At 62.5% G+C, this 26467-nt stretch carries 30 protein-coding genes and 1 pseudogene; 23 read left to right on the forward strand and 8 right to left on the reverse strand.

All coding sequences use genetic code 11. The features are described 5' to 3' along the window. Entirely contained in the window at positions 1–1314 is a 1314-nt protein-coding gene (locus tag THI_RS04935) for a phenylacetate--CoA ligase family protein (protein WP_013105135.1), read from the reverse strand. A gap of 43 nt (positions 1315–1357) precedes the next feature. Continuing rightward, positions 1358–2107, reverse strand: coding sequence for an ABC transporter ATP-binding protein (locus THI_RS04940; RefSeq protein ID WP_013105136.1), 750 nt, complete (start codon positions 2105–2107; stop codon positions 1358–1360). Positions 2108–2149: 42 nt separating this feature from the next. Between THI_RS04940 and THI_RS04945 the strand changes: the two genes are divergently transcribed. The 3 genes from THI_RS04945 to THI_RS04955 all read left to right on the forward strand — a co-directional run bounded on the left by THI_RS04945 (position 2150) and on the right by THI_RS04955 (position 4492). Further along, positions 2150–2518, forward strand: a complete 369-nt coding sequence (locus THI_RS04945; RefSeq protein WP_013104728.1) for a hypothetical protein — start codon at positions 2150–2152, stop codon at positions 2516–2518. Between the two features lie 3 nt (positions 2519–2521). Further along, entirely contained in the window at positions 2522–2863 is a 342-nt protein-coding gene (tnpB, locus tag THI_RS04950) for an IS66 family insertion sequence element accessory protein TnpB (RefSeq protein WP_013104727.1), read from the forward strand. A gap of 69 nt (positions 2864–2932) precedes the next feature. Further along, entirely contained in the window at positions 2933–4492 is a 1560-nt protein-coding gene (locus THI_RS04955; protein WP_013104726.1) for an IS66-like element ISThsp3 family transposase, read from the forward strand. Between the two features lie 36 nt (positions 4493–4528). Here THI_RS04955 and THI_RS18755 read toward each other — a convergent pair. The 6 genes and pseudogenes from THI_RS18755 to THI_RS04980 all read right to left on the reverse strand — a co-directional run. Beyond that, positions 4529–4651, reverse strand: a pseudogene (locus THI_RS18755) (ABC transporter ATP-binding protein); the annotation flags it as partial. Positions 4652–4715: 64 nt separating this feature from the next. Then, entirely contained in the window at positions 4716–6059 is a 1344-nt protein-coding gene (locus tag THI_RS04960) for an ABC transporter substrate-binding protein (protein WP_013105137.1), read from the reverse strand. Between the two features lie 64 nt (positions 6060–6123). Next, on the reverse strand, positions 6124–7188 hold the full coding sequence (locus tag THI_RS04965; protein WP_013105138.1) for a branched-chain amino acid ABC transporter permease: 1065 nt from the start codon (positions 7186–7188) through the stop codon (positions 6124–6126). Positions 7189–7202: 14 nt separating this feature from the next. Beyond that, positions 7203–8099: a branched-chain amino acid ABC transporter permease gene (locus tag THI_RS04970; protein WP_013105139.1), complete on the reverse strand. Its 897-nt coding sequence runs from the start codon at positions 8097–8099 to the stop codon at positions 7203–7205. Between the two features lie 6 nt (positions 8100–8105). Beyond that, complete coding sequence (locus THI_RS04975; RefSeq protein ID WP_041609155.1) at positions 8106–8879, reverse strand: ABC transporter ATP-binding protein; 774 nt, start codon at positions 8877–8879, stop codon at positions 8106–8108. 88 nt (positions 8880–8967) lie between these two features. Beyond that, the gene (locus THI_RS04980) at positions 8968–10923 is read right to left on the reverse strand and encodes an AMP-dependent synthetase/ligase (protein WP_013105141.1); all 1956 of its coding nucleotides are present in this window, start codon (positions 10921–10923) and stop codon (positions 8968–8970) included. 174 nt (positions 10924–11097) lie between these two features. Between THI_RS04980 and THI_RS04985 the strand changes: the two genes are divergently transcribed. The 20 genes from THI_RS04985 to THI_RS05080 all read left to right on the forward strand — a co-directional run bounded on the left by THI_RS04985 (position 11098) and on the right by THI_RS05080 (position 26452). Then, positions 11098–11775: a Crp/Fnr family transcriptional regulator gene (locus THI_RS04985; RefSeq protein ID WP_231836398.1), complete on the forward strand. Its 678-nt coding sequence runs from the start codon at positions 11098–11100 to the stop codon at positions 11773–11775. A 98-nt stretch (positions 11776–11873) separates the two neighbouring features. Beyond that, entirely contained in the window at positions 11874–12707 is an 834-nt protein-coding gene (locus THI_RS04990; protein ID WP_013105143.1) for an ABC transporter ATP-binding protein, read from the forward strand. Then, positions 12704–13489, forward strand: a complete 786-nt coding sequence (mlaE, locus tag THI_RS04995) for a lipid asymmetry maintenance ABC transporter permease subunit MlaE (RefSeq protein WP_013105144.1) — start codon at positions 12704–12706, stop codon at positions 13487–13489. The genes THI_RS04990 and mlaE overlap by 4 nt, the downstream gene beginning before the upstream one ends. 27 nt (positions 13490–13516) lie before the next feature. After that, complete coding sequence (gene mlaD, locus THI_RS05000; RefSeq protein ID WP_013105145.1) at positions 13517–13993, forward strand: outer membrane lipid asymmetry maintenance protein MlaD; 477 nt, start codon at positions 13517–13519, stop codon at positions 13991–13993. After that, entirely contained in the window at positions 13990–14826 is an 837-nt protein-coding gene (locus tag THI_RS05005) for an MlaA family lipoprotein (protein WP_013105146.1), read from the forward strand. The genes mlaD and THI_RS05005 overlap by 4 nt, the downstream gene beginning before the upstream one ends. 72 nt (positions 14827–14898) lie before the next feature. Beyond that, complete coding sequence (locus THI_RS05010; protein WP_013105147.1) at positions 14899–15531, forward strand: MlaC/ttg2D family ABC transporter substrate-binding protein; 633 nt, start codon at positions 14899–14901, stop codon at positions 15529–15531. Between the two features lie 13 nt (positions 15532–15544). After that, complete coding sequence (locus THI_RS05015) at positions 15545–15835, forward strand: STAS domain-containing protein (RefSeq protein WP_013105148.1); 291 nt, start codon at positions 15545–15547, stop codon at positions 15833–15835. Positions 15836–15897: 62 nt separating this feature from the next. After that, positions 15898–16797 (forward strand): ABC transporter ATP-binding protein, encoded by a 900-nt coding sequence (locus THI_RS05020; RefSeq protein ID WP_013105149.1) that lies wholly within the window; start codon positions 15898–15900, stop codon positions 16795–16797. Continuing rightward, a complete protein-coding gene (locus THI_RS05025; RefSeq protein WP_013105150.1) occupies positions 16794–17549 on the forward strand; it encodes an ABC transporter permease in 756 nt (251 codons plus the stop codon). The genes THI_RS05020 and THI_RS05025 overlap by 4 nt, the downstream gene beginning before the upstream one ends. A gap of 5 nt (positions 17550–17554) precedes the next feature. After that, positions 17555–17806: a BolA family protein gene (locus tag THI_RS05030; RefSeq protein ID WP_013105151.1), complete on the forward strand. Its 252-nt coding sequence runs from the start codon at positions 17555–17557 to the stop codon at positions 17804–17806. 71 nt (positions 17807–17877) lie between these two features. Beyond that, entirely contained in the window at positions 17878–19170 is a 1293-nt protein-coding gene (gene murA, locus THI_RS05035; protein WP_013105152.1) for a UDP-N-acetylglucosamine 1-carboxyvinyltransferase, read from the forward strand. Between the two features lie 9 nt (positions 19171–19179). Beyond that, entirely contained in the window at positions 19180–19848 is a 669-nt protein-coding gene (gene hisG, locus THI_RS05040; protein ID WP_013105153.1) for an ATP phosphoribosyltransferase, read from the forward strand. After that, positions 19845–21182 (forward strand): histidinol dehydrogenase, encoded by a 1338-nt coding sequence (hisD, locus tag THI_RS05045; protein ID WP_013105154.1) that lies wholly within the window; start codon positions 19845–19847, stop codon positions 21180–21182. The genes hisG and hisD overlap by 4 nt, the downstream gene beginning before the upstream one ends. 12 nt (positions 21183–21194) lie before the next feature. After that, entirely contained in the window at positions 21195–22280 is a 1086-nt protein-coding gene (hisC, locus tag THI_RS05050; protein WP_013105155.1) for a histidinol-phosphate transaminase, read from the forward strand. A gap of 70 nt (positions 22281–22350) precedes the next feature. After that, entirely contained in the window at positions 22351–22938 is a 588-nt protein-coding gene (gene hisB / locus THI_RS05055) for an imidazoleglycerol-phosphate dehydratase HisB (protein ID WP_013105156.1), read from the forward strand. Between the two features lie 80 nt (positions 22939–23018). Further along, positions 23019–23678, forward strand: coding sequence for an imidazole glycerol phosphate synthase subunit HisH (gene hisH, locus THI_RS05060; protein ID WP_013105157.1), 660 nt, complete (start codon positions 23019–23021; stop codon positions 23676–23678). A gap of 54 nt (positions 23679–23732) precedes the next feature. After that, positions 23733–24467 carry a 1-(5-phosphoribosyl)-5-[(5-phosphoribosylamino)methylideneamino]imidazole-4-carboxamide isomerase gene (gene hisA, locus THI_RS05065; RefSeq protein ID WP_013105158.1) on the forward strand — a complete coding sequence of 245 codons (735 nt, stop codon included), beginning with the start codon at positions 23733–23735 and terminating at the stop codon, positions 24465–24467. A gap of 22 nt (positions 24468–24489) precedes the next feature. Beyond that, complete coding sequence (gene hisF, locus THI_RS05070; protein ID WP_013105159.1) at positions 24490–25263, forward strand: imidazole glycerol phosphate synthase subunit HisF; 774 nt, start codon at positions 24490–24492, stop codon at positions 25261–25263. Between the two features lie 47 nt (positions 25264–25310). After that, positions 25311–26066 (forward strand): bifunctional phosphoribosyl-AMP cyclohydrolase/phosphoribosyl-ATP diphosphatase HisIE, encoded by a 756-nt coding sequence (gene hisIE, locus THI_RS05075; RefSeq protein WP_041609156.1) that lies wholly within the window; start codon positions 25311–25313, stop codon positions 26064–26066. A 35-nt stretch (positions 26067–26101) separates the two neighbouring features. Then, positions 26102–26452: a histidine triad nucleotide-binding protein gene (locus THI_RS05080; protein ID WP_013105161.1), complete on the forward strand. Its 351-nt coding sequence runs from the start codon at positions 26102–26104 to the stop codon at positions 26450–26452. The last annotated feature ends 15 nt before the right edge of the window (positions 26453–26467 follow it).

Consider the following 26467-nt stretch of genomic DNA (forward strand, 5'->3'; position numbering starts at 1 on the left):
TCAACCATCGGCCTGAGCTTGGCTTGAAGGTCTGGCGCGAAGGTCTGAAATGGTAGGTGCATTCTGCAGCCAATTTTCGCTGGACTGCCAGGTGACTTCGGCGCGCAGCTTTGTGAGGTCGCGCATCGTTTGTTGCAGGGCTTGGGCCAGGTTGGGCGATGCCACTTCCGAGACGCAGATCAGTTGCATTTGATCTTCTCCGTCGCGCTGCGACACTTCCAGTCGTGCCCAGCGGACTTCTGGATGGCGTTTCAGAACATCCTGAATCTGATGCGGGTGAACGAAAAGGCCTCTTACTTTGGTGGCCTGATCAGCTCGGCCCATCCAGCCTGCGATGCGCAATTGCGTGCGGCCGCAAGATAGCGGAGTGTGACGCGATTCGGGAACGATAGAGGACAGATCACCTGTGCCGAAACGAATCAGCGGGTATGCCGAGTTGAGTACGGTGACAACCACTTCACCGACCTCGCCATCAGGGACGGGACGATTGTTTGGATCCAAAATTTCGATGAGCACGGATTCATCGATAAGCAATCCGTTTCGTTCTCGGGTTTCAAAGGCGATCAGACCCACATCTGCGGAGGCATAGCATTGCAATGCGGTAATGTTTGCGGCATCCAGCCGCTCGCGCAGCGCACTGTTCAATGCTTCTCCAGAGATGAGTGCCTTGGTCAGTCTTGGCAGCGCGATGCCCAACGCTTGGGCGCGATCGACCAGGATGCCGAGAAATGAGGGGGTTCCGCCATAACAATGCGCGCCCAAATCGGCGAGGGCCTGCACTTGCAACTCGGTCTGTCCGATTCCAGCGGGAAAAACCGTACATCCGAGCCGATGCGCGCCGCCTTCGAGCATGGCCCCTGCCGGGGTGAAGTGGTACGAGAAGCTGTTGTGCAGCAATTCCCCAGGGCGCAACCCAGCTGCGTGCAGGGCGCGCGCCATGCGCCAGGGATCGATGCCGCTGCCTTGAGGTTCATAGATGGGGCCAGGGGAGCTGAATACGCGGAGTGCGGTGGCCCGGTGTGGCTGCTGCGTGGTCCAACCAACGGTGGCATGGCCAGCAAATACATCGCCACCGCGCTCGCAACTTGCTCTTTGCAATGCCAGCAGCTCGCTCTTTCTCAAGACTGGAATGCGTGCGAGTGCGTCGCGCCCAGTAAGCTCTTCAGGTTCTATCTCGCGCAGCCTATCTGCCCAGGCTGATGCATTGGCTTTGGCATGCGCGGCGGTGAGCCTCAGGGCCTTCCAGAACTCGGCTTCTCGCTGATCTGCGGACCGAGTCTCAAGGGCGTCATAGGGGGTATCGTGGCATTCCATGACTACGGTTACTCCTCGGTATCTGTTGACGGTTTCCGCCGGGTCAACTCAGCCAGCGTTTTCGACGGCGATAGCTTCGCGCCTCCCGGAATGACTTCTGGCCCCGGTCGGCCAGACCGAGATAGAACTCCCGTACGTCATCGTTGGCGGCCAGATCCGCCGCAGCGCCATCGAGGACCACACGGCCGTTCTCTAGGATGTAGCCGTGATCGGCATAGCGCAAGGCCATGGCCGTGTTCTGCTCGGCCAGCAGGAAAGTCGTACCTTCGCGTTGGTTGAGCTCGCGAACGATCGCGAACACTTCGTCGACGACCTGCGGCGCAAGGCCCATCGAAGGTTCGTCGAGGAGGATGAGCTTCGGACTCGCCATGAGCGCACGGCCGATGGCGCACATTTGCTGTTCGCCGCCTGAGGTATAGGCGGCCTGGCTGTGACGACGCTCTTTCAGGCGTGGAAAATAGGTGTAGACCTTATCGAGGGTCGCTTGCACCGCACCCTTGCCATCGCGGCGGCTGTAGGCGCCGGCAAGCAGGTTGTCCTCAATGGTCAGGTGGGCAAAGCAGTGTCGTCCCTCCATGACCTGCACCACACCTTGGCGAACCAAAGCGGGCGCATCCTCCTTGTCGATCCGGTGGCCTTCATAGTGAATGGAACCCTTGGTGACCTCGCCACGCTCGGCACGAAGCAGGCACGACACTGCGCGCAAGGTCGTGGTTTTCCCTGCCCCGTTGCCTCCGAGCAGCGCTGCAATGCGTCCCTTGTCGGTAAGCGTTTGCCGAACCCATCTTTTCAATGAGTCTGAGCTGAGCGAAGCTTGGGTTTTTTCGGGGGCTCCATGCGATCAGACAAACTCAGTGAAGAGCGGATTGATGAGATTCTGGCGATCCTCGATGAACTCAAAGCCAGCGGGATGAAGGCCGAAGCGTTTGCGCAAAGCAAGGGGCTGGGCTACGGGCAACTGCGCGGCTGGCTGTCGAGCGCGCCGCGCTGGCGCGCCCAACGCGCGGGTCTGGCCCTGCCGCCTCGGCGCAGCGCCTTCGTGCGCGCCCACTGCAACCCGTCCCCCGCTGCGGCTGCGGAGGGAAGCCCCCATCCCGGACACGCCCGCATCACCTGCGAGGGGGCCCAGCGCCGCGCCCAGATTGACTGGCCCGTGGCCCACGCAGCCGAGTGCGCGCAGTGGCTGCAGGCCTGGCTGGGATAAGCCATGCTGCGCATTGAGGCCATCTGGCTGGCCGTGGGCGCCAGCGATCTGCGCGGCGGCATGGATAGCCTGCTGGGCCAGGTTGTGGCCCGGTTTGGCTCGGCCCAGCGCCACCATGCCTACGTGTTTGCCAACCGCCGCGCCACCCGGCTGAAGGTGCTCGTCTTTGATGGCTCGGGGATCTGGCTGTGCACGCGCCGACTGCAAGAAGGCCGGTTTGCCTGGCCGCAGGAGGACCGTGAGGCGCTGCACCTGAGTGCCGAGCAATGGAGTTGGCTGGCCGCCGGGCTGCCGTGGCAGCGCATGACCGCGCACGCCACCGCCAGCGCCATTGCCGTGGTGTAGTCCCCCGGACGTTTGTCGATCGGGGCAACTCCCGATTCTCGCGCGCGCGTGCGCGCGAGAGAATTCGGCATGGTCAGCGCCATCGACGACGACAAACTCCAGTCCCTGGGCGACGATCCGGCGGCGCAGTACGCGCGCACGGTCATTGCGCAGTTCGGTGCACAGATCGCGCACCAGCGTGCCGAGCTCAAATTTCAATCGACCAAGATTGCGGCCCTGAGCTTCGAGCTGGCGCGCCTCAAGCAATGGCGCTTCGGCCAGTCCAGCGAGAGCCTGGACACGCAAGGCCAGCTCTTCGACGCCAAGACGCAGGCGCTGCTGCAAGCCGAGGAACAGGCCGAGGACCGCGCCGCCGATGCGGAGCGCACCGCCCCAGGCAAACGTCGCCCCAAACGCCAGCCCCTGCCCAGCCAGTTGCCGCGCATCGAGCATCGCTACGAGATCGACTCCGGCCTGTGCCCGCAGGGCCACACCCTGCGCCGTATCGGGGAGGAGATCAGCGAGCAACTCGACTGCGAGCCCACGCGTTTCTTCGTGCACCGGCACATCCGCGGCAAGTATGCCTGCGCCTGCTGCCAGACGGTGTTGGCTGCACCCCTGCCAGCGCAACTCATTGACAAAGGCATTCCCGCCCCCGGCCTGCTGGCGCAGGTGGTGCTGGCCAAGCACGACGATCACCTGCCGCTGTACCGCCAGGAGGAGATTTACCGCCGCAGCGGCGTGCACCTCCCGCGCTCGAGCCTGGCGCAGTGGGTGGGCCTGTGCGGGGTGCGCCTGGAACCGCTGGCCCAGGCCCTCAAAGACCATCTGCTGGAGCAACCCGTGCTGCATGCCGATGAGACCCCGGTAGCCGAGCTGGCGCCGGGCACGGGCAAGACACACCGCGCTTATGTCTGGGTCTACCGCAGCGCGGCTACGCCGGCGGTGGTGTTTGACTATTGCGCCAGTCGTGCCGGTGCGCATGCGCGCGACTTCCTGCAGGATTGGTCAGGCACCTTGCTCACCGATGACTTCAGCGGCTACAAGGCGCTGTATGCCCAGGGGAGCATTGTGGAGGCGGGGTGCTGGGCGCATGTACGCAGAAAGTTCTTCGAGGCGCACAAGCTGGCGGGCAGCGCCATCGCGCAGGAGGCGCTTGAGCGCATCAAAGCCTTGTATGCCATTGAGCAGACCCTTCGGGAGCATCCGCCCGATGCGCGCACCGCGCTGCGCCAGCGCCAAAGCCAACCCCTGCTCGAGGCCTTGCACGCCTGGCTGATCGAGCAACGCCCGCTTCTGGCCAAGGCCGACGCCACGGCGCGGGCCATCGACTATGCGCTGGGCCGCTGGCGGGCGTTGTGTGTGTTTGCCACCGATGGGCGCGTGCCGATCGATAACAACGCGGTGGAAAACGCCATTCGGCCTCTCGCACTCGGGCGCCGAAACTGGCTCTTCGTGGGCTCGCCCCAGGCCGGCCGCCGAGCCGCCGTGCTCATGACGCTGATCGAATCGGCCAAGCTCTGCGAGGTCGACCCCTGGGCCTATCTCAAGGACGTGCTGACGAAGCTGCCCACCTGGCCCAACAGCCGTCTGGGCGAATTGCTGCCCCACAACTGGGCGAAAACCAATCCCCCTGCACTCAGCACCTGACCTTCACTTCGGGTGTCAAGAGGGGTTCCCTGCACGCTTACCCTTGTCGACGCGAATGGACACCCCCTTGAGGACGAGGATGACATGGTTGTAAATCACCTCAATGCCCTGCACGTCGAGCATGGGTGGGACAGCCTGCGCAGTGGTGTGGGTAGTCATGGGTCGCCTAGAAAATCGGGTGGGCGCCCGACCTGCAGTGAGCTTGGCCGGGCAGGGTGGATCATCAGGAGCCCGAGGTCATTTCCTTTGCGCAGTCGCGCTGCGTAATGTTGTGCTCCTTGGCGTATTTGGCTGCGGCCTCGCGGACCATGGGCTTGATGATCTGCATGTCGGCCTCATACCAGGCGTCGTGCATCACCCACTTTTTCCCGTCCCACGTCTGCATGCGCGCCCAGCTTGATCCCATGTGGTCATCGCAGGTGGTTCGCAGGGGTCGAAGCTGTCCTTCGATGCCCAGTCTTTTCAGCGCAGCGTCATTGAAGTTCAGATTCTCCAGGCCCCAGCGCACCTGCTCCCCAGTCATGGGTTTCTTGCCATATTGTTCTTGGGAGCGGCGCACGCCCTCGACTGCGAGCATGGCGGAATACAGACCGCGGTTGTAGAGCACTTGGCCGACCAGATCCCGTTCGCCAGTGCCGTTGTTCTTGTCATAGACGTATTTCAAGATGTCTTGCTGAACCTTGCCAATTCCAGCGCCGTACTGCATGGCAAGCGCGTTGTAGCCCTTGGCGGATTCGCCAACATCCTTCACATCCGGCTCAGCGCCAGACCACCACACGCCATACATCCGATCCAGTGGATAGGCTGTGGCGACGGCCTCTTTCAGCGCGGTTGCATTCATCACGCCCCATCCCCACAGCAGCACATAATCGGGCCGTTCCCGGCGGACCTGCAGCCAAGTCGCCTTCTGCTCGACGCCAGGGTGGGTGACCGGCAACTTGATGAACTTGAAACCGTGCATCTTGGAGCGGGCCTCAAGCATCGCGATGGGCTCTTTCCCGTAGGGAGAGTCGTGATAGACGAGTGCGATCGTCTTTCCCTTGAGCTTTCCGGCCCCGCCCTCACGCTTGATGAGCGCCTGCACGATGATGTCCGCAGCGGTCCAATAGGTGCCGAGCATCGGGAAGTTCCACTTGAAGACTGCGCCGTCGGCGGATTCAGACCGTCCGTAGCCTGCGGTGATCAGCGGAATCTTGTCCTTTGGGGCTTTTTCCGTGAGAGCAAACGTCACCCCGGTGGATAGTGGTTGCACTACGGTGGCCCCAGTCGGGCCTTTCCCTTTGAGGCGCTCGTAGCATTCAACACCGCGGTCTGTTGCGTAGGCCGTCTCGCACTCTTCCCAGGTGAGCTTTACGCCATTGACGCCACCATCTCGTGCATTGATCATTTTGAGATAGTCGACGTACCCATTGGCCCACGGTACGCCGTTCGGGCCGTAGGGGCCGGTACGGTAGACAAGCACTGGGAAGAACTGTTCATTTGCCGCAGCCTGCGCCAGCGGGCCAGCGAGCGAGGCTGCCAGCGCGACCATGGCGGTCGCGCCCAATAGGGTTTTTCGCATGTTCATGAGGGTCTCCTTCATCGTTTTGGTGAGGTCAGGCAAGGTGCGGCGATTACGCCGCTTGGAAAACTCAGTGTGGAAAAGGCCATAGCCGCAGTTTGTTCTTGGCCGTGCTCCATAGCTTTGCCGTGCCATGCGGCTCAGCGATCAGGAACAGCACGATCAACACCCCAAAGGTCATCAACTCCAGGTGCGAAATGAAACTAGTGGACGCTTGCAGCCCGAGAAAGCTGAGCAGGCGGTTGAGAAAAATGGGAAGCAGCACGATGAAGGCCGCACCGAACAGACTGCCCATAACCGAGCCCAGGCCGCCGATGATGATCATGAACAGCAGCTTGAGCGAGAGATCAATATTGAACGCGGCAGGCTCCCAGGATCCGAGATGAACGAAGGCCCAGAGTGCGCCCGCGATGCCGACAATGAAGCTGCTCACGGCGAACGCGGACAACTTGGCACGCACCGGAGAAATTCCGATCACGCTGGCCGCCACATCCATGTCGCGCGTGGCCATCCATTCGCGACCCTTACGGCCACGCACCAGGTTTTTGACGAGTAGGGCGAGAACGCTCAGTATGGCTAGGCAGAACAGATATTTGCGGATGGGGCTGTCAATCACGAAGCCAAAGACCTGCAACTGAGGGGCAGTAACAGACCCAGACGATGACCCATTGGTCAACCACGGCACATGAGCGAATACCCAGTCGGAAAAGAACTGCGCGGCCAGTGTGGCTACGGCCAGATATAGCCCGCGGATGCGCAAACTCGGAAGACCGAACACCATGCCAGCCAGGGCAGCAATCAGTCCGGCCAGTACCAGCGCGATCAGTAGCGGCATGCCGGGCAGACGTACCATCAAGTTGAAGGCCGCGTAGGCGCCTACTGCCATAAAAGCGCCCGTGCCAAGCGAAATCTGGCCACAGTAGCCGACCAATACATTGAGACCAATTGCGGCCAGCGCCAGTATGAGAGACGGCACCAATAAAGCGCGAAGCAGGTAATCCGAGCCCAGCAAGGGCACGGCGACAAAGGCGATCAACAACACGGCGCCGATGAACAAGCGATCCTGACGGATCGGGAAGATCTGGGCGTCATCGACGTAGCGGGTCTTGAACTGGCCATTTTCACGATAGAGCATCGAGTTGCCTCCTATCAAACGCGGTCGATGATGCGTTCGCCAAAAAGCCCTTGCGGCCGCGCGAGAAGTACCAGTAGGGCAAGCAGGTAGGCAAACCAGCTTTCAATTCCGCCACCGAGCAATGGGCCGAGGTAGACCTCGGCAAGCTTCTCGCCGAGGCCGACGATGAGGCCGCCGACGATAGCTCCTGGCACCGAGGTGAGCCCGCCAAGAATGACCACCGGCAGACCCTTGAGGGCAATAAGCGATAGCGAAAATTGCACCCCCAGCTTGGAGCCCCAGATCATTCCGGTCACCAAAGCGACCAAGCCGGCGATGGACCACACAATCACCCACATGCGTGACAGCGGGATGCCGATGGACTGCGCTGCTTGGTGGTCGTCGGCGACGGCACGCAATGCCCGACCAACGCCCGATTTCTGGAAGAATAGGGTGAGCAGAGCAACTAGGGCCGCTGCCGAACCTGCGGCGATGAGGTCTTCGTTGCTCACCAGAATGCCGCCCGGTATCAATGACTCCAACATGATGGTGGGCTGCTTGGGCATGCCGAGATCAATGGGGTAAATGTCGTCACCCCAGACCATTTGTCCCAGCCCTTCGAGGAAGTAAGCCACGCCAAGGGTCGCCATCAACAAGGTGACGCCTTCCTGATTGATCAAATGGCGTAGCACCAGCCTTTCAATCAACCAGGCAAGCACCACCATGATGGCGAAAGCCAGCAGAAAGGCCAGCGGCCAGGGCATGTGTTCCTGGAGTCGCGCCATGGCCAGCGCGGCGAATAGCACCATTGCACCCTGGGCAAAGTTGAACACCCCGGAGGCTTTGTAGATCAACACGAAGCCCAGCGCGATCAGGGCGTAGAGCACGCCGGACATGAGGCCGGCGATGATGGTTTCGATGAAAAATCCCATGGTTTCTCACCCTTCCTGTGTGGCGGATCCGAGGTAGGCGCGGATCACCTCCGGGTTCGCGCGTACCGCATCAGGGGTGTCATCGGCAATCTGGCGGCCATAGTCCAGCACAACGACTCGGTCTGACAGATCCATCACCACCCCCATGTCGTGTTCGATCAATACGATCGTTGTGCCGAACTCCTCGCGCGCTTCGAGGATGAAGCGGCTCATGTCTTCCTTTTCTTCCAGATTCATGCCGGCCATAGGCTCATCGAGCAGTAATAGCTTGGGCTCCATCGCCAAGGCGCGGCCCAGGTCTACCCGTTTCTGCAGACCGTAAGGCAGACGTCCCACAGGCACTTTGCGCCAAGCCTGGATTTCGAGGAAATCGATGATGCGTTCGGCCACCAAGCGGTGCGTGACCTCCTCGCGCACGGCTGGTCTGAGCCGCAAGGCCTGAGAGAGCAGGCCGCAGCGCATGTGCAGATTGCGACCCGCCATGATGTTGTCGAGCACGCTCATGCCCGAGAACAGCGCCAGATTTTGGAAGGTACGTGCAATGCCCAATTTTGCCGCGAGAACGGGGCGCATCAAGCCCAGCGCTTGGCCGGCAAAAGTCAAGCGTCCCTGCTGGGGCTGATAGACGCCATTGATCACATTGAGCAGCGAACTCTTTCCGGCGCCGTTGGGTCCGATGATCGCCCGGATTTCGCCTGGCTGAACATCGAAGCCGATACTCTGCAGCGCCTTGATGCCACCGAATCGCAGGTGGATATCTTCCAGCCGCAACACCGGCATTTGGGGTGCGGCGAGCGCTTGCGCCGACGAAGGTTGTGTGAAGGCTGATGCGGTGTCGAACAGGGCGGCCATGGTGGGTCTCACGAGATCAGGCAGCCGAGCGCAGTGCCGGGTAAACCTGGGCATTGCGCAGTCTCAAGTCAGACTGAACGGTGCCCGTGCGGCCATCGTCAAAGCGCACCTGCACGCTCAGATGGTGATGAGTCTGAGCGGGGTCATACAACGCGGCGACAAGACTGCCGTATTTTTCTGCCACGAAACGGCGGCGTACCTTTCGAGTCCGTGTGAGTTCGTCGTCGTCCGGATCGAGCTCCTTGTGGAGTACGGCAAAGCGGTGGATCTGCAAGGCGGCCGTGTGTGGGTCTGCGGCAAGATCGGCGTTGACCTTGGCTACGCACTCAGCCACGAGATCGGCGACTTCTGACTTGCCTGAAAGATCGGCGTAACCGGTGTACGGCAGACCGAACTTTTCGGCCCAACTCCCTACTGCTGGAAAGTCGATATTGATCATTGCGACCACATGGTCGCGTCCTGCCCCAAAGGCCACCGCCTCTTTGATTGCCGGGAAAAACTTCAGCCTGTTTTCAATCAGTTTGGGGGCAAACAACGCTCCGCCCGAGAGTGCCGACACATCCTTGGCGCGATCGATAATGCGCAGCTGACCATCCGGTTCCAGCCAACCGGCGTCTCCGGTGTGGTACCAACCGTCGGCATCGAGCACTTCGGAAGTGGCCTCCGGGTTCTTGTAGTACTCGCGCAGCAGACCAGCGCTGCGAAGCAGAATTTCTCCGTGCTCAGCGACCCGCAGTTCCACGCCCGGCGCTGGAAGACCGACGTTGTCGCTGCGCACGCCGTTATCGGGTTGCATGCAGACGAAGACGGCGGTTTCAGTGGAGCCATAGAGCTGTTTGAGGTTGATGCCAATAGACCGATAGAAACGGAATAGTTCCGGCCCGATTGCCTCTCCCGCGGTATAGGCCACGCGGATTCGGCTCATTCCCAGCACGTTGCGCAGCGGCGCCAGCATCAATAGGTCGGCTATGGGCAACAACAAGAGATCAAGCTTGCGGGGCGGTTTGCCGTTGTCTTTCGCCGCGTGCACCCTTTGGGCGATGGCCAGACTGGCGTCGAACAAGCGGCGCTTGGGGGGAGCGGCATCGTCCATGCGCACGCGCACGTCGGTGAGCAGCGCTTCGAATACCCGGGGTGGGGCGAAGTAATAAGTCGGGCCGATTTCGTGCAGGTCGATCGCCACGGTCGAAGGCGATTCCGGGCAGTTCACCGTGTATCCGCAGACCAGATGCTGGGCGTAGGAAAAGATGTTCTGTCCGATCCAAGCCGGTGGCAGGTAGGCGAGTACCTCTTCCTGTGGCCCAAGTCGGTCAAAGGCAGCACCGGCACGAGCGCGGTCGATCAAACTACCGTGCGTGTGCACAACCCCTTTGGGTTTGCCGGTGGTGCCAGAAGTGAAGAAGAGTGCCGCCACGTCGTCTGTGCCGATGGACTTCACGGCGGCATCGAAGCCGCCAGAATGGTGGGTCCACCAGTCAGCGCCCTCGGTTTCAATCTGATCAAGACTGAGGAGACAGGCCGCCTCGGCCTTTCTGAGCCCGCGCGGATCGTGATAAAGAATGTGCTGCAGAAATGGAAGCTGATCGCGGATGTCCAGCAGCTTGTCGACCTGCTCCTCGTTCTCCGCCACCGCGAGTTTCACCTCGGCGATTTGCAGTGGGTAGACCAACTCGGCTGCGACGGCGTCTTGGTAAAGCGGTGCGGGGATTGCGCCCAAACATTGAGCGGCCAGCATGGTGGCATAAAGGCGCGGCCGGTTCTCGCCGATGATTGCAATATGGTCGCCTCGGCTGACCCCCAATTTGGCAAGACCACCTGCAAGCTGCTGTACCCAGTCGAGTGCCCGATCCCAGGTGGTTTCCTGCCAGATGCCCAACTCCTTTTCGCGCCACGCGATTCCCTTGGGACGGATTCTGGCCTGCTCGCAAAGAAGCTGGGGGAATGTCCTCCCAGCGGAATGCGCATACTCCATGTCTCCTCCTTTGGCTACCGGGTAGACGGTTACAACCGAATGACAAAAACCCAGGTGAAATTACATTTTGAAACGGAGTGTATGCAGTTGTTTGGTGCATATTTGTCTTCCAGCTGACAATTCATCCAGAAAATGACTAGGGATTACACGGAGAGTGAAGGGTCGTGCGCTTGGATGCATGTCCTGACCGAGCACGAGCGAGAGCGGGTGCGTGGCTCCTTGCATCGGCAAAATGTTGATGCGGGTGCGATGGTTTGTCACCGTGGCGATGAGGCGCGGTACTGGGTAGGTGTGCTGGACGGGCTGGTCAAGATTTCCTCGGTCTCGGTCAGCGGGAAATCTCTGACTTACACGGGCGTGGCGCCGGGCGGATGGTTTGGTGAGGGCACTCTGCTAAAAGGCGAGCATTGGCGCTATGACGTCATTGCGTTGCGCAATAGCCATATCGGTCTGTTGCCGGCCGAGTGCTTTTTCTGGCTTTTGGACCGTAGTCTCGAGTTCAATCGGGTCATCGTCAACCAACTCAACGAGCGGCTCGGGCAGTTCATAGGCCAACTCCAAATTGACCGACTTTCAGGCGCAGATGAACGGGTTGCCCGTACGGTTGCCGCTATGTTTCATCCCATCCTTTATCCCGGCGTGGATAGGTGGCTGCGTATCTCTCAGGAAGAGCTTGGATATCTCTGCGGTCTATCGCGTCAACGGGTGAACAAGGCGTTGAGTCATCTCTGCAGTCTGGGATTACTGCAGCTACGCTATGGCGGAATTGAAGTGCCCGATCTCAATGCGCTGCGGGCATACGAATCCGACGGGGCCGAGGGCGAAGCATCGGTTCTGCGAGGTCTAGGGTAAGTCCTTAGAATGCGCCAGTTGCCCTGCGGTGCGGGGCATTTTCCGAAGAGAAGACTGAATCGTCTCGTCTGTCTTTCCTGCCCAACATCCCTCCAAACATGCAAGACACTTTTGCTCGGCCCATTGTCCAGATCGACGCGCTCGATTTTGGGTATGGCGAGCGGCCGATTCTGCGTCACATCGACATGACCATTCAGCGGGGGCAGGTGGTCGCGGTGATGGGCGCATCGGGCGGGGGGAAGACCACGCTGCTGCGGCTGATCGGCGGGCAGGTCAGGCCCCAGCGGGGTTCGGTGCGGTTCGAGGGGCAAGACCTGGCCGGTGCGTCGCAGGATCAGATTTTCGCCATGCGGCGGCGCATGGGCATGTTGTTTCAGTTCGGCGCCCTGTTTACCGATATGAGCGTGTTCGACAACGTGGCGTTTCCCTTGCGTGAGCACACGGATTTGCCGGATTCGATGATTCGCGATCTGGTGCTGATGAAGCTCAACGCCGTCGGGCTGCGTGGAGCGCGCGATCTTTATCCCGCAGAGCTTTCGGGCGGGATGGCGCGACGGGTGGCGATGGCGCGGGCCATTGCGCTCGATCCGGCGCTGGTGATGTATGACGAGCCGTTTGCCGGGCTCGACCCCATTTCGCTGGGCATCTCGGCGCGGTTGATCCGCAGCCTCAACGACGCGCTGGGCCTGAGCAGCATTGTGGTGTCGCACGATGTCGAGGTGACTTTCGACATCGCCGATTATGTTTACATCCTGGGCAATGGCAGCTTGATCGCGCACGGCACGCCGCAGCAGATGCGCGAGAGCACCGATCCCCTGGTACATCAGTTCGTGCGCGGCGAGCCCGACGGCCCGGTGCATTTTCATTACCCAGCCGCGGCGATTGGCGATGATTTTTTGCGGCCTGACAGCGTGCGCAAGGAGCGGGCATGACGGTGGCTGACAGACTGGTTTCCATCGGCGCCGGCACGCGGCAACTGCTGTCCAGCCTGGGTTATGCGGCGCGCTTGTTCGCGCGGCTGATTTTGCTGGTCGGCCGGGTGTTCATGCGTCCCAGCCTGCTGATTCAGCAGATGTATTTTCTCGGCAATCTGTCGCTGGTCATCATTGCGGTGTCGGGTCTGTTCGTCGGCTTCGTGCTCGGGCTGCAGGGTTACTACACCTTGTCGCGTTACGGTTCGTCGAGCGCGCTGGGGGTGCTGGTGGCGCTGTCGCTGGTGCGCGAGCTCGGGCCCGTCGTCACCGCCTTGCTGTTTGCCGGTCGCGCGGGCACCTCGCTGACTGCCGAAATCGGCCTGATGAAGGCCGGCGAGCAGATTGCGGCGATGGAGATGATGGCCGTCGATCCGGTGGTGCGCGTGCTCGCTCCGCGGTTCTGGGCTGGTGTGATTGTCATGCCCCTGCTGGCGGCTGTGTTCAGCGCGGTGGGCATCATGGGTGGCTATGTGGTGGGGGTGGTGATGATCGGCGTCGATGCCGGGCAGTTCTGGTCGCAGATGCAAAGCGGCGTCGATGTGTTCAAGGATGTGGGTAATGGGGTGATCAAAAGCGTGGTGTTCGGCCTGGCCGTCACCTTCGTCGCGCTGTTGCAAGGCTGGCGCAGTCAGCCGACGCCCGAAGGCGTTTCGCGGGCCACCACGCGCACCGTGGTCATTGCTTCGCTGGCGGTACTGGCACTGGATTTTGTGCTGACCGCCATGATGTTCAGCACCTGAGGGCATGAGGCCCTGGAGTTGTCGCAAATGAATCAACGAAAAATCGATCTGTGGGTGGGCATACTCGTTGTGCTGGGAGCTGCCGCCTTGCTGTTTCTGGCGCTCAAGGCGGGCAATCTGCTGCAGATCAACTGGGGGCCGACCTATACGGTGACGGCCCGGTTTGACAATATCGGCGGCCTCAAGGCGGACGCGCCGGTGAAGAGCGCGGGCGTGGTCGTGGGGCGGGTGACGTCCATCACCTTTGACAATCAGACCTTCCAGGCCGATGTGCACATGGCCATCGATCAGCGTTTCAAATTCCCGGTGGATACCTCGGCCAAGATTCTGACAGCCGGTTTGCTGGGCGATCAATACATTGATTTCAGCCCCGGCGGCAGTGAAAAGAATCTGGCCAACGGCTCAGTGATTCGCAATACCCAGTCGGCCGTGGTGCTCGAAAACCTGATCGGTCAATTCCTCTACAACAAAGCCGCTTCGAGCGGGGCGGGAGACGGCAAATGAAACCGATGGCGCGATTCATTCCGCTGCTGGCGCTGGCTGCCCTGGGCGGCTGTGCCACGCACAACCCGCAAGACCCGCTAGAGCCTTACAACCGGGCGATGTTCACCATCAATGACAAGGTCGACAAGGCCGTGCTCAAGCCAGTTGCCACCGGCTATAAAGCCGTCACGCCCACGCCGATTCGCCACGGTGTGACCAATTTCTTCGGCAATTTTGGCGATGTGTGGTCGATGACCAATGACTTTCTGCAGGGCAATGTGCACGATGGCCTGAGTACCTTCATGCGTGTTGGGGTCAATACCGTCTTCGGTCTGTTCGGCACCCTCGACATCGCCACAGAGATGGGCATTTACAAACACCCCAACGACTTCGGGCTCACGCTAGCGCGCTGGGGCGTGGGTTCCGGGCCGTATGTGGTGCTGCCGTTCTACGGACCGAGCACCGTGCGCGACGCCGCTGGCACCGGGGTGTTTCTCGCTTATGGCCCAACGGCGCAGATCAGCCCGCCCAGCGCCAGCTATGGCGCACTGGCGCTCAATCTGGTGAATACCCGCGCCAATCTGCTGAGCGCCTCCAATTTGTTCGACCAGATTGCGCTCGATCCCTACGTCTTTACACGCAGCGCCTACGAACAGCGCCGCAAATCCCAGGTTGAAGAGGTGCGCGACCGGCCCATCATCGATCTGGGCGAGCCCAATCCGCTGGCCAAGTACAGCTACGACGACGCGAACGGGGGCCTGATGAGTTTTGCCTCCCCGACGCCAACTGCCGCGGCCAGTGCGGCGAACTCGGGTGCCAAGACAGACGCCAAGCCAGACGCCCCCTCGCACTGAACTGACTGCCGCTGTCATCCTCAGGGGCGGCCGCGCGTTAATCGACACAACACAAGAACTGGAGAACCTCCCATGCTTCGACGCCACTTCATGGCTTTATCCCTGTCCTCCGCGGTGATGCTGGCCGGGGTTCCGGTGCTCGCTCAGGCCGCAGACACACTCTCGCCGCCGCAATTGATCGAGACCATGTCAAACGAGATCATTCGCGATGTGCAGCAGGATCCAAAACTACGCTCGGGCAATCCCGAGGTGGTCATGCAGTTCGTGGAGCAGAAAATCCTGCCCAATGTAGACTTCCAGAAAATCACCCAGAGCGCCGTGGGGCGCTACTGGCGCGAAGCCACTCCGGCACAGCGCACCGCGCTGGAGCAGCAGTTCAAACAACTGCTGGTCTATACCTACGCCGGCGCCGTCAAGCAGATCAAGGATCAGAAGGTCAAGCTGCTGCCTTACCGTGAACCCGCGAATGCGCAGGATGTGACGGTGCGTACCCGCGTGATCAACAATGGCGAACCGCTGCAACTCGACTACCGCCTGGAGAACACCCCGGCTGGCTGGAAGATCACCGATGTCAACGTCATGGGTATCTGGCTGGTCGACAACTACCGCAGCGTGTTCGCCCAGGAGATCGGGCAAAAAGGCATCGATGGCCTGATCGCCACGCTGAAGGAAAAAAACCAGAACCTCGCCCAGGCCAAGGGCTGATCTGGATTGCACCATGCCGGTTTACGCCCTGCCCGCTGACCTGACCCTCGATACCGCCTCGGCCGTGCGGCGCCAAGCGCTGGCGGCTTTAGGTGAGGCTTCGGGTGCGCAGTCAACGCCGTGGGTGGTCGATGCGGGCGCCCTGCACACCTTCGACTCCGCCGCGCTGGCCCTCTTGCTCGAATTGCGCCGTGTCGCCCCTCAGCAAGCCCTAGAGGTAAAGGCCATTCCTGCCCGATTACGTGATCTGGCGCAGGCTTACGGGCTTGAGTTTCTGTTCGGCCCAGCAGCCGAGCATCCCTGATTTTTCTCGCCCGAGCGGAGCGGCGCGTCGCGCCCTGTCTGCGCGGGCGCTGTTCATCGCCCATGTCATCAAATCCTCCTGCTGTTTCCTTTGATCGCGTCGTCAAGCAGTACGGCCAGAACCTGGCCGTCGATGGCGTCGCGCTCGACATCGCCGACGGCGAGTTCTTCGGTCTGCTCGGCCCCAACGGCGCGGGCAAAACCACGCTCATCAGCATGCTGGCCGGCCTCACGCGCCCGACTTCGGGTCATGTGCGAGTGGCCGGCTTTGATGTGCAGCGCGACGCCGCTGCGGCCCGCCGTCTGCTGGGCGTCGTGCCGCAGGAACTGGTGTTCGACCCGTTTTTCACCGTGCGCCAAGTGCTGCGCATTCAATCGGGCTATTTCGGCTTCAGGCAGAACGATCCGTGGATCGACGAATTGCTGCACAACCTCGGGCTCACCGCGCAGGCCGACAAGAACATGAGGGCTTTGTCCGGCGGCATGAAACGCCGGGTGATGGTGGCGCAGGCGCTGGTGCACCGGCCGCAGGTCATCGTGCTCGACGAGCCCACTGCGGGAGTCGATGTCGAACTGAGGCAATCACTGTGGGAGTTCATCGCCCGGCTCAACGCCGAAGGCCATACCGTGCTGCTCACCACGCACTATCTCGAAGAAGCCGAGGCGCTGTGCAAACGCATCGCGGTGATCAAGGGCGGCAAGGTGGTCGCGCTCGATCGCACCGAGGCGCTGCTGCAGCGGTTTGCGTCGTCGGTGCTGTACTTCCGCCTGCTTCAGGGGCGCTTGCCCGAGGGTCTGGGCGCCGAGCAGGGCGGGCGGGTGGCGCTAGCCGTGCGGGGCGCGCAGGATGTGGAGCACAAGCTCGCCGCGCTGCGCCAGGCGGGCTGTGAGATCGATGAACTGGAACTGCGCCGCGCCGACCTCGAAGACGTGTTTCTCGAATTGATCGGAGCCGCGCGATGACCGGGCTGTACACCCTGCTGCAGAAGGAACTGCAGCGCTTTATCAAAGTGGGCTTCCAGACTGTGGCGGCCCCCGTGGTCACGGCGCTGCTCTATCTGTTGATTTTCTCCCACGCCTTCACGGCGCACCTGCAGGTGTTTGGGCATGTGCCGTACACCGCCTTCCTCATCCCTGGTCTGATGATGATGAGCGTGTTGCAGAACGCGTTCGCCAACACCTCGTCTTCGCTCATCCAGTCCAAGATCACCGGCAATCTGGTGTTCGTGCTGCTGTCGCCGCTCAAACCCTGGGAACTGTTCGTGGCCTACGTGGGCGCTTCGGTGCTGCGGGGGCTGATGGTCGGCGCCGGGGTGCTGCTGGTGACGATGTGGTTCGTGCCGCTGACCTTTGTGTATCCGCTGTGGATTCTGATTTTTGCCATTCTGGGGGCGAGCATGCTGGGTGCGCTCGGCCTGATTGCCGGTATCTGGGCGGAGAAGTTCGATCAGATGGCCGCCTTCCAGAACTTCATCATCACCCCCGCGACGTTTCTGTCGGGCGTGTTCTACTCGGTTCACAGCCTGCCGGGTTTCTGGAAACTGGCCTCGCACCTCAACCCGTTTTTCTATCTGATCGACGGCTTCCGCTATGGTTTTTTCGGCTCGGGCGATGTTTCGCCCTGGGTCAGTCTGCTGGCGGCGCTGCTGGGTAACCTGCTTTGCGGCGGCATCGCCCTAGTCATGCTGATGCGCGGCACCAAACTACGGAACTGAACCCCATGTCTTTGCCCACCCCCCAAGACCTCCACCGCTACATCGCCGCCGGGCTGGAATGCAGCCATCTGCACGTCGAAGGCGACGGCCAGCATTTTTACGCCACCATCGTCAGCGCGGCTTTCGAGGGGCGCAACCGGGTGCAGCGGCATCAACTGGTCTACGGGGCACTCGGCGAGCGCATGCGCGCGGAAATTCACGCGCTGTCCATGAAAACGCTCACCCCGCAGGAATTCGCGGCAATGCCGAACGCCTAAAATCCCTTCTTTTTTCGCGCGCGACGACGCGTGCTGCTGGGTAGCGCAAGACTGCCGAGCTGAAGGTCATCATGGACAAACTCAGAATCACCGGGCAGCGCACGCTGCAAGGCGTGGTGCAGGCCAGCGGGGCGAAGAACGCCGCGCTGCCGCTGATTGCCGCCGCGCTGCTCACCGCCGAGACGGTGCAGTTGAACAACGCACCGCAGCTCATGGATGTGCGTACCCTGGCCAAGCTGCTGCGCAGCCTGGGCGCTCAGGTCGAACAGGACGGCGGGCAGATCCGCCTCAGTGCCGCAGCGGTGAATCACTACGAGGCGTCGTATGAGCTGGTCAAGACCATGCGCGCCTCGGTGCTGGTGCTCGGGCCCTTGCTGGCGCGATTCGGGCAGGCGCGGGTGAGCCTGCCCGGAGGTTGCGCCATCGGCGCACGCCCGGTTGATCAGCACATCAAGGGCTTGCAGGCGCTGGGGGCGGACATCGCGGTGGAACATGGCTATATCGTGGCCCGCGTGGCGACGCCTTCCGGCCGGTTGCGCGGCGCGCGCATCACCACCGACATGGTCACCGTGACGGGCACCGAAAACCTGATGATGGCCGCCACGCTGGCCGAGGGCGAAACCCTGATCGACAACGCGGCGCGCGAGCCCGAGATTGTCGATCTCGCCAATTTGCTGCGTGCCATGGGCGCGCAAATCCGCGGCGACGGCACCTCGCAGATTCGCATTCAGGGCGTGGACGCCTTGCACGGCGCGTCGCACCGCATCATTCCCGACCGCATCGAAGTCGGCACTTTTCTGTGCGCCGCCTTGGCCGCGCGCGGCGATGTGACGGTGCAGGGGGCCGAGCCTGCACACCAGGACGCCTTGCTCGACAAGCTTCGCGAAGCCGGAGCCCAGATCGACACCGGCGCCGACTGGGTTCGCCTGCGGGCCGATGCGCTGCCCGGCGGTCGTCCGCGCGCCGTCTCGGTGCGCACGACCGAATACCCCGGCTTTGCCACCGATATGCAGGCGCAGTTCATGGCGGTCAACTGCCTGGCAGACGGCGCTGCGCGCATGACAGAAACCATTTTCGAGAATCGCTTTATGCATGTGCAGGAGCTCATGCGGCTGGGTGCGCAGATCGATATCGACGGTCACACCTGCGTGGTGCATGGCGTGCCGCAGCTCTCTGGTGCCACCGTCATGGCGACCGACCTTCGCGCCTCGGCCGGCCTGGTGGTGGCGGCGCTGGCGGCTGAAGGCGAAACCGTGATCGACCGCATCTATCACCTCGACCGCGGCTATGACGCCATGGAGGTCAAGCTGCGCGGCCTGGGCGCGCAGATCGAACGTATCAGCGACCGCATCAGCGGCAAGTAAGGAACCGACATGCTGACCCTCGCACTGTCCAAGGGACGAATTTTCGAAGACACCCTGCCCATGCTGGCGCGGGCGGGCATCACGGTGTCGGGCGATCCCGAGTCCACGCGCAAACTCATCCTGCCGACCAATCGGCCCGATGTGCGCGTGGTGCTGGTGCGCGCCAGCGATGTGCCCACCTATGTGCGCTATGGCGGTGCCGACATCGGCGTGGCCGGGCTGGACGTGCTGCGCGAATACTTCGCCGGCAGCGGGGCGGACGGCTTGTATCTGCCGGTCGATCTGGGCATTGCCCGTTGCCGCCTGAGCGTGGCGGTGCGGCATGATTTCGACTACGCAGGCCAGGTCAAACAGGGCGCGCGTCTGCGGGTGGCCACCAAATACCTGCACATGGCGCGCGAGCACTTCGCCACCAAGGGCGTGCACGTCGATCTGGTCAAGCTCTACGGTTCGATGGAACTGGCGCCGCTCACCGGGCTGGCCGACGCCATCGTCGATCTGGTTTCTACCGGGGGCACGCTCAAGGCCAATGGCCTGATCGAGGTGGAACACATCATGGACATTTCCGCGCGTCTCATCGTCAACCAGGCCGCGCTCAAAACCCGCACGGCTTTGCTCAAACCCCTGATCGACCAACTGCGCCAAGCCGCGCAAGCCACCGAGGAGGCCGCTGCATGAACGCCCCGCTCAATGCCCCGATCCATGCTTTGCAACTGCGCAGGCTAGACGCCACCGGCCCCGACTTCGAGACGCAATACCGCGCCCTGTTCGCGCGCATGGCCGATGAAAACGCCGAGATCGATGCCCGCGCGGCCGACATCCTGCGCGATGTGCAACAGCGTGGCGATGCCGCCGTGCTCGATTTCACCCGCAAGTTCGACCGCCTCGACGCGCCCGACATGGCCGCGCTCGAGATCAGCCAGGCCGAGCTACAGGCCGCGCTTGCCGCCATCACTGCGGAGCAGCGCAGCGCGTTGGAGGCGGCCGCCATCCGGGTGCGCCGCTACCACGAGCGCCAGTTGCAGCAAGTCGGCCAGAGCTGGGAGTACCGCGATGAAGACGGCACTCTGCTGGGCCAGAAGGTCACCCCACTCGACCGCGTGGGCATCTATGTGCCGGGCGGCAAGGCGGCCTATCCCTCTTCGGTACTGATGAACGCCATTCCGGCGCATGTGGCGGGTGTGCAAGAGATCATCATGGTCGTGCCCACGCCGGGCGGCGAGCGCAATCCGCTGGTGCTGGCCGCAGCGGCCGTGGCCGGCGTGAGCCGGGCCTTCGCCATCGGCGGGGCGCAGGCGGTGGGCGCTCTGGCTTACGGCACGGCCACCGTGCCCGCGGTGGACAAAATCGTCGGCCCTGGCAACGCCTATGTGGCCGCGGCCAAGCGGCGGGTGTTCGGCGTTTGCGGCATCGACATGATCGCCGGGCCGTCCGAGATTCTGGTGCTCGCCGACGGCAGCACGCCGCCCGACTGGGTGGCGATGGATCTGTTCAGCCAGGCCGAGCATGACGAACTGGCGCAGAGCATCCTGCTCTGTCCTGATTCGGCCTATATCGACGCCGTGTCCGAGGCCATCCACCGGCTGCTGCCCGACATGCCGCGCAAGGACATCATCACCGCCTCGCTGAACGGCCGCGGTGCGCTCATCCGCGTGCGCGACATGGCGCAGGCTTGCGAACTGGCCAACCGTATCGCGCCGGAACACCTGGAGATTTCCGCGCAGAACCCGCATCAATATGTGCCCGCGCTCAAGCACGCTGGCGCGCTGTTTCTCGGCGCCTACACCTCCGAGTCGCTCGGCGACTACTGCGCCGGGCCCAACCATGTCTTGCCCACTTCGGGCACGGCCCGGTTCTCCTCGCCGCTGGGGGTGTACGACTTCATCAAGCGCTCCAGCATCATCGAGGTCAGCGCCGAGGGCGCGCAGCAACTCGGCCGTATCGCCAGCGTGCTGGCCCACGGCGAACGCCTGACCGCGCACGCCCGCGCCGCCGAAATGCGGCTGCGCTGAAACGGAGCTGCCATGAGCCGATTCTGGAGCAAAGTCGTTCACGGTCTGACCCCTTATGTGCCGGGCGAACAGCCGCGCATCGATGGGCTGATCAAGCTCAACACCAACGAATGCCCCTATCCGCCCAGCGACAAGGTGCTGCAGGCTATCGCGGCGCAGACCACGGGCGATTTGCGTCTGTACCCAGACCCGCAGGCTGCAGGGCTCAAGGCCGCGATTGCACACCATCACGGGCTGAAGGCCGAGCAGGTCTTCGTCGGCAACGGCTCGGACGAAGTGCTGGCCCATGCCTTCATGGCCTTGCTGCGTCATCCGGCGCCGTTGTTGCATCCCGACATTTCGTACAGTTTCTATCCCGTTTACGCCCGCCTGTATGGCATCGAGACGCGCGAGATCGCGCTGCGTGCCGACTTCTCGATTGCGGTCGATGACTATCTGCAGGCCGGGCCGAATGGCGGCATCATCTTTCCCAATCCCAATGCCCCAACCGGCATGGCGCTGCCCCTGGCGGAAGTGGAACGTCTGCTGGCGGGTAATCCCGATTCCGTGGTGGTGGTCGATGAGGCGTATGTCGATTTCGGTGCGCAGACCGCTGCACCCTTGATCGACCGCTATCCGCAATTGCTGGTGATCCGTACCCTGTCCAAGGCCTGGGCGCTGGCCGGCTTGCGCGTGGGCTATGCGCTGGGCCACCCCGATCTGATCGAAGCACTCAGTCGGGTGAAAGACAGCTTCAATTCCTATCCCCTAGACCGTCTCGCGCTCGCTGGTGCCACAGCCGCCCTGTCGGATGCCGCCTGGCTGGCGCAGACCAGCGCACGCATTCAAGCCAGCCGTGAGGCCTTGAGCGAAGGCCTGCGCGCGCGTGGGTTCGAGGTGCTGCCTTCGCAGGCGAATTTCGTGTTCGCGCGCCACCCCGCACACGAGGGCGCAAGCCTGGCGGCGCAGTTGCGCAAGCAGCGCATTCTGGTGCGGCAATTCGCCCGCCCGCAGCGCATTGCCGACTTTCTGCGCATCACCATCGGCACCCCGCAGCAGTGCGAAGCCTTGCTGAACGCTTACGACGCCGTTGCGCAGCAGGCGGCGGCGTCGCGCTGACGTTAGGATTGCGCCTATTTACCGCCGTATTGGCTACCGTATTGACCGCCGTTTTTGACGCCACTTTCCCATGCGCACTGCCCAGGTTTCCCGCAACACCGCCGAGACGCAAATCACCGTGTCCCTCAACCTCGACGGCACCGGCGTCTCCAAACTGTCCACCGGTGTGGGCTTCTTTGATCACATGCTCGACCAGATCGCCCGGCACGGGCTGATCGACCTCGACATCCAGGCCAAGGGCGATTTGCATATCGACGCGCATCACACGGTCGAAGACGTGGGCATCACGCTGGGCCAGGCGCTGGCGCGGGCCATCGGCGACAAGAAGGGCATCCGCCGTTATGGCCATGCCTATGTGCCGCTCGACGAAGCCCTGAGCCGCGTGGTCATCGATTTTTCAGGCCGCCCCGGTCTGGAATGGCATGTGCCGTTCACCCGTGCGATGATTGGCGAATTCGACGTCGATCTGGCCCACGAGTTTTTTCAGGGGCTGGTCAACCACGCCGCCATCACCGTGCATGTAGACAATCTGCGCGGCGACAACGCCCATCACCAGTGCGAAACCGTGTTCAAGGCTTTCGGTCGCGCCCTACGGGCGGCCGCCGAGCGCGATCCTCGCATGGGCGAGGTGATTCCCTCGACCAAAGGTTCGCTGTAAATTGGCATTACAGGTCCGCTCTTGTCTTTCTGTCTTTCGCGCTGCTTTGCTGAAGTCAAACCGCCTCCTTCCCTGAATCGATGAAACGCGTTGCCGTTGTGGACTATGGCATGGGCAATCTGCGCTCGGTGTCGCAAGCCGTGGCGCATGTCGCCGCAGGCTCCGAGTTCGACGTGGTCGTGACCTCCGACCCCGCCGTGGTGCGCGCAGCCGACCGCGTAGTGCTGCCCGGCCAGGGCGCCATGCCCGACTGCATGCGTGAGCTGCGCGAGTCCGGCCTGCAAGAGGCCGTGCTGCAAGCGGCAGCCAGCAAGCCGCTGTTCGGCGTGTGCGTGGGCATGCAGATGCTGCTCGATCACAGCACCGAAGGTCATGTCGATGGTCTCGGCCTGATTCCCGGCCAGGTGCAGCGCTTCGAGCTCGACGGCCAGTTGCAGCCCGATGGCAGCCGCTACAAAGTGCCGCATATGGGCTGGAACGCGGTGTGGCAGGGTCGCGATGCGCGTGGGGCGCTGCATCCGCTATGGGCGCAGGTGCCTGACGGTGCGGCGTTCTACTTCGTGCACAGTTTTTACGCCGCGCCGCAAGACGGCAGCCACAGTGCGGGCGAGACCGAGTATGGCGTGCGGTTTGCCAGCGCGGTGGCGCGCGACAATCTTTTCGCCACCCAGTTTCACCCCGAAAAAAGCGCCGACGCGGGGCTGATGCTGTATCGCAATTTTCTGCACTGGTCGCCCTGACGGTGCGGTTTCCTCAACTTTCTTCGAGCCACTCTTTTCATTTTCCCTGACATCATGCTGCTCATTCCGGCAATCGACCTCAAGGACGGCCAGTGCGTTCGCCTCGAACAAGGTGAAATGCAAGGCGCCACGGTGTTCTCCAAAGATCCCGCCGCCATGGCCCGGCACTGGATCGACCAGGGCGCTGAACGCCTGCATCTGGTCGATCTCAACGGCGCCTTCGCGGGCAAGCCGCGCAATGCTGAGGCCATTGCCGCGATTCTCGACGAGGTGGGCGATGAAATTCCGGTGCAGCTCGGCGGCGGCATCCGCGATCTCGACACCATCGAGGCCTATCTCGATCAGGGCCTGAGCTTTGTCATCATCGGCACGGCCGCGGTGAAAAGCCCCGGCTTCCTGCGCGATGCCTGCAGCGCTTTTGGCGGGCACATCATCGTCGGCCTCGATGCCCGCGACGGCAAAGTCGCCACCGATGGCTGGAGCAAACTCACCGGCCACGAAGTCGCCGATCTGGCACGCAAGTTCCAAGACTATGGCATCGAAGGCGTGATCTACACCGACATCGGCCGCGACGGCATGCTCACCGGCATCAATATCGAGGCCACGGTGCGACTGGCCGAAGTGCTCGACGTGCCGGTCATCGCCTCCGGCGGCCTCTCAGGCATGGACGACATCGAAAAGCTCTGCGCGGTGGAAAGCAGCGGCGTCGAAGGCGTGATCTGCGGCCGCTCCATCTACACCGGCACGCTCGATTTCGCCGCCGCCCAACGCTACGTCACCAGCCGCTGACGCGGCTCTAAGCGACCCCACCATGCTGTTCAAACGCATCATCCCCTGTCTCGACGTGAACGGCGGCCGCGTGGTCAAAGGCGTCAATTTCGTCGGACTGCGCGATGCCGGTGATCCGGTGGAAATCGCCGCCCGCTACAACGCCCAGGGCGCGGACGAACTCACCTTTCTCGACATCACCGCCACCAGCGACGCCCGCGATCTGCTGCTGCACCAGATCGAGGCGGTCGCGTCGCAGGTCTTCATTCCGCTCACCGTGGGCGGCGGCGTGCGCACCGTGGACGACGTGCGCCGCCTGCTCAACGCCGGGGCCGACAAGGTCAGCTTCAACTCCGCCGCAGTGGCCAACCCGCAAGTCATCGCCGATGCTTCGGCCAAATATGGCGCGCAATGCATCGTCGTGGCCATCGACGCCAAGCGCCGCGCCGACGGCGAGGGCTGGGAGGTCTATACCCACGGCGGTCGCAAGGCGACCGGGCTCGACGCCGCGCAGTGGGCGGTGCGCATGGCGCAGGCGGGGGCGGGTGAAATCCTGCTCACCAGCATGGACCGCGACGGCACCAAGATCGGCTTCGATCTGGCGCTCACCCGCGCCGTGTCAGACGCGGTGAGCGTGCCCGTCATCGCCTCGGGCGGCGTGGGCAGTCTCGACCATCTGGCTGCGGGCTTTCTCGAAGGCCACGCCGACGCCGTGCTCGCCGCCAGCATCTTCCACTATGGTGAATACACCGTGGGGCAGGCCAAGCAATACCTGGCCGCGCGCGGCATCGCCATGCGGCCCGATCTGGCGCTGTGAGCGTCCTGCGCAAACTGCTGGGCCAGGGCGGGGGTGGAACGCCTAAAATCCATTCCATGAACTGGCTCGATCAAGTCAAATGGGATGCCCGCGGGCTCGTGCCCGCCATCGCGCAAGACGCGCACACCGGCCGCGTGCTCATGTTCGCCTGGATGAACCGCGAGGCGCTGGAGCTGACGCACCAGCGCGGCGAAGCGGTGTATTGGTCGCGCTCGCGCCACAAGCTGTGGCACAAGGGCGAAGAGTCCGGCCATGTGCAGACCGTGCGCGATATCCGCCTCGATTGCGACGGCGACGTGGTGCTGCTGCAAGTGGAGCAGGCGGGCGGCATCGCCTGCCACACCGGGCGCGAGTCCTGTTTTTTCAACAGCCTCGATCACGGCCATTGGAAGATGTCTGATCCGGTACTGAAAGACCCGGCACAGATCTATGACGGCGCGTCCGCGCATGGGCAGGTTGACGCGGCCGGGGCCGCCGATTCCAGCGCGGCGCTCGCGCGCATCTACGCCACCATTGTCAGCCGCAAAGGGGCCGACCCGAGCGCTTCTTATGTGGCGCGGCTGTTTCACAAGGGCGAAGACGCCATTCTGAAAAAAATCGGCGAAGAAGCTACCGAACTCGTCATGGCGGCCAAGGATGGCGAGGCGGAGAAAATTCTGTACGAGACCGCCGACCTGTGGTTCCACAGCCTGATCGCCCTGGCCCAGCACGGCCTCACACCGCAGCAAGTGCTTGCCGAACTGGAGCGCCGCGAAGGCAGGTCGGGTTTGGCCGAGTTCGCCGCGCGCGCGGTCAACCCCTGAACACAAGATTTTCTTCACGCTGTTGCCATCGCGCCATGACTGATTCCCAATGCATTTTCTGCAAAATCGCCGCGGGTGAACTGCCCGCCAAAGTGCTGTACCAGGACGAGGATGTGGTCGCATTTCACGACATTCACCCGGCGGCGCCCGTCCATTTCCTGATCATTCCCCGACTGCATCTATCGTCTTTGTTCGATGTGGGTACGGAGCATCAGGCTTTACTCGGTAAAATGTTGCAGCTTGTACCCCGACTGGCGCGTGAGCAGGGTTGTGATGACGGGTTTCGTACCGTCATCAACACCGGCCAGAATGGAGGGCAGGAAGTGTTTCACCTGCACTTGCACGTTATGGGCGGTCCCCGTCCGTGGAAAAAACAGGCCCCTTAATTTTTTTGCGGCGAA

The organism is Thiomonas arsenitoxydans (genome assembly GCF_000253115.1).
GTDB classification, from domain to species: domain Bacteria; phylum Pseudomonadota; class Gammaproteobacteria; order Burkholderiales; family Burkholderiaceae_C; genus Thiomonas; species Thiomonas arsenitoxydans.

Coding starts and splice junctions, on each gene's coding strand:
- THI_RS04935 (WP_013105135.1), bottom strand. CDS start 1,314: ATGGAATGCCACGATACCCCCTATGACGCCCTTGAGACTCGGTCCGCA.
- THI_RS04945 (WP_013104728.1), top strand. CDS start 2,150: ATGCGATCAGACAAACTCAGTGAAGAGCGGATTGATGAGATTCTGGCG.
- tnpB (WP_013104727.1), top strand. CDS start 2,522: ATGCTGCGCATTGAGGCCATCTGGCTGGCCGTGGGCGCCAGCGATCTG.
- THI_RS04955 (WP_013104726.1), top strand. CDS start 2,933: ATGGTCAGCGCCATCGACGACGACAAACTCCAGTCCCTGGGCGACGAT.
- THI_RS04960 (WP_013105137.1), bottom strand. CDS start 6,059: ATGAACATGCGAAAAACCCTATTGGGCGCGACCGCCATGGTCGCGCTG.
- THI_RS04965 (WP_013105138.1), bottom strand. CDS start 7,188: ATGCTCTATCGTGAAAATGGCCAGTTCAAGACCCGCTACGTCGATGAC.
- THI_RS04970 (WP_013105139.1), bottom strand. CDS start 8,099: ATGGGATTTTTCATCGAAACCATCATCGCCGGCCTCATGTCCGGCGTG.
- THI_RS04975 (WP_041609155.1), bottom strand. CDS start 8,879: ATGCCGGTGTTGCGGCTGGAAGATATCCACCTGCGATTCGGTGGCATC.
- THI_RS04980 (WP_013105141.1), bottom strand. CDS start 10,923: ATGGAGTATGCGCATTCCGCTGGGAGGACATTCCCCCAGCTTCTTTGC.
- THI_RS04985 (WP_231836398.1), top strand. CDS start 11,098: ATGCATGTCCTGACCGAGCACGAGCGAGAGCGGGTGCGTGGCTCCTTG.
- THI_RS04990 (WP_013105143.1), top strand. CDS start 11,874: ATGCAAGACACTTTTGCTCGGCCCATTGTCCAGATCGACGCGCTCGAT.
- mlaE (WP_013105144.1), top strand. CDS start 12,704: ATGACGGTGGCTGACAGACTGGTTTCCATCGGCGCCGGCACGCGGCAA.
- mlaD (WP_013105145.1), top strand. CDS start 13,517: ATGAATCAACGAAAAATCGATCTGTGGGTGGGCATACTCGTTGTGCTG.
- THI_RS05005 (WP_013105146.1), top strand. CDS start 13,990: ATGAAACCGATGGCGCGATTCATTCCGCTGCTGGCGCTGGCTGCCCTG.
- THI_RS05010 (WP_013105147.1), top strand. CDS start 14,899: ATGCTTCGACGCCACTTCATGGCTTTATCCCTGTCCTCCGCGGTGATG.
- THI_RS05015 (WP_013105148.1), top strand. CDS start 15,545: ATGCCGGTTTACGCCCTGCCCGCTGACCTGACCCTCGATACCGCCTCG.
- THI_RS05020 (WP_013105149.1), top strand. CDS start 15,898: ATGTCATCAAATCCTCCTGCTGTTTCCTTTGATCGCGTCGTCAAGCAG.
- THI_RS05025 (WP_013105150.1), top strand. CDS start 16,794: ATGACCGGGCTGTACACCCTGCTGCAGAAGGAACTGCAGCGCTTTATC.
- THI_RS05030 (WP_013105151.1), top strand. CDS start 17,555: ATGTCTTTGCCCACCCCCCAAGACCTCCACCGCTACATCGCCGCCGGG.
- murA (WP_013105152.1), top strand. CDS start 17,878: ATGGACAAACTCAGAATCACCGGGCAGCGCACGCTGCAAGGCGTGGTG.
- hisG (WP_013105153.1), top strand. CDS start 19,180: ATGCTGACCCTCGCACTGTCCAAGGGACGAATTTTCGAAGACACCCTG.
- hisD (WP_013105154.1), top strand. CDS start 19,845: ATGAACGCCCCGCTCAATGCCCCGATCCATGCTTTGCAACTGCGCAGG.
- hisC (WP_013105155.1), top strand. CDS start 21,195: ATGAGCCGATTCTGGAGCAAAGTCGTTCACGGTCTGACCCCTTATGTG.
- hisB (WP_013105156.1), top strand. CDS start 22,351: ATGCGCACTGCCCAGGTTTCCCGCAACACCGCCGAGACGCAAATCACC.
- hisH (WP_013105157.1), top strand. CDS start 23,019: ATGAAACGCGTTGCCGTTGTGGACTATGGCATGGGCAATCTGCGCTCG.
- hisA (WP_013105158.1), top strand. CDS start 23,733: ATGCTGCTCATTCCGGCAATCGACCTCAAGGACGGCCAGTGCGTTCGC.
- hisF (WP_013105159.1), top strand. CDS start 24,490: ATGCTGTTCAAACGCATCATCCCCTGTCTCGACGTGAACGGCGGCCGC.
- THI_RS05080 (WP_013105161.1), top strand. CDS start 26,102: ATGACTGATTCCCAATGCATTTTCTGCAAAATCGCCGCGGGTGAACTG.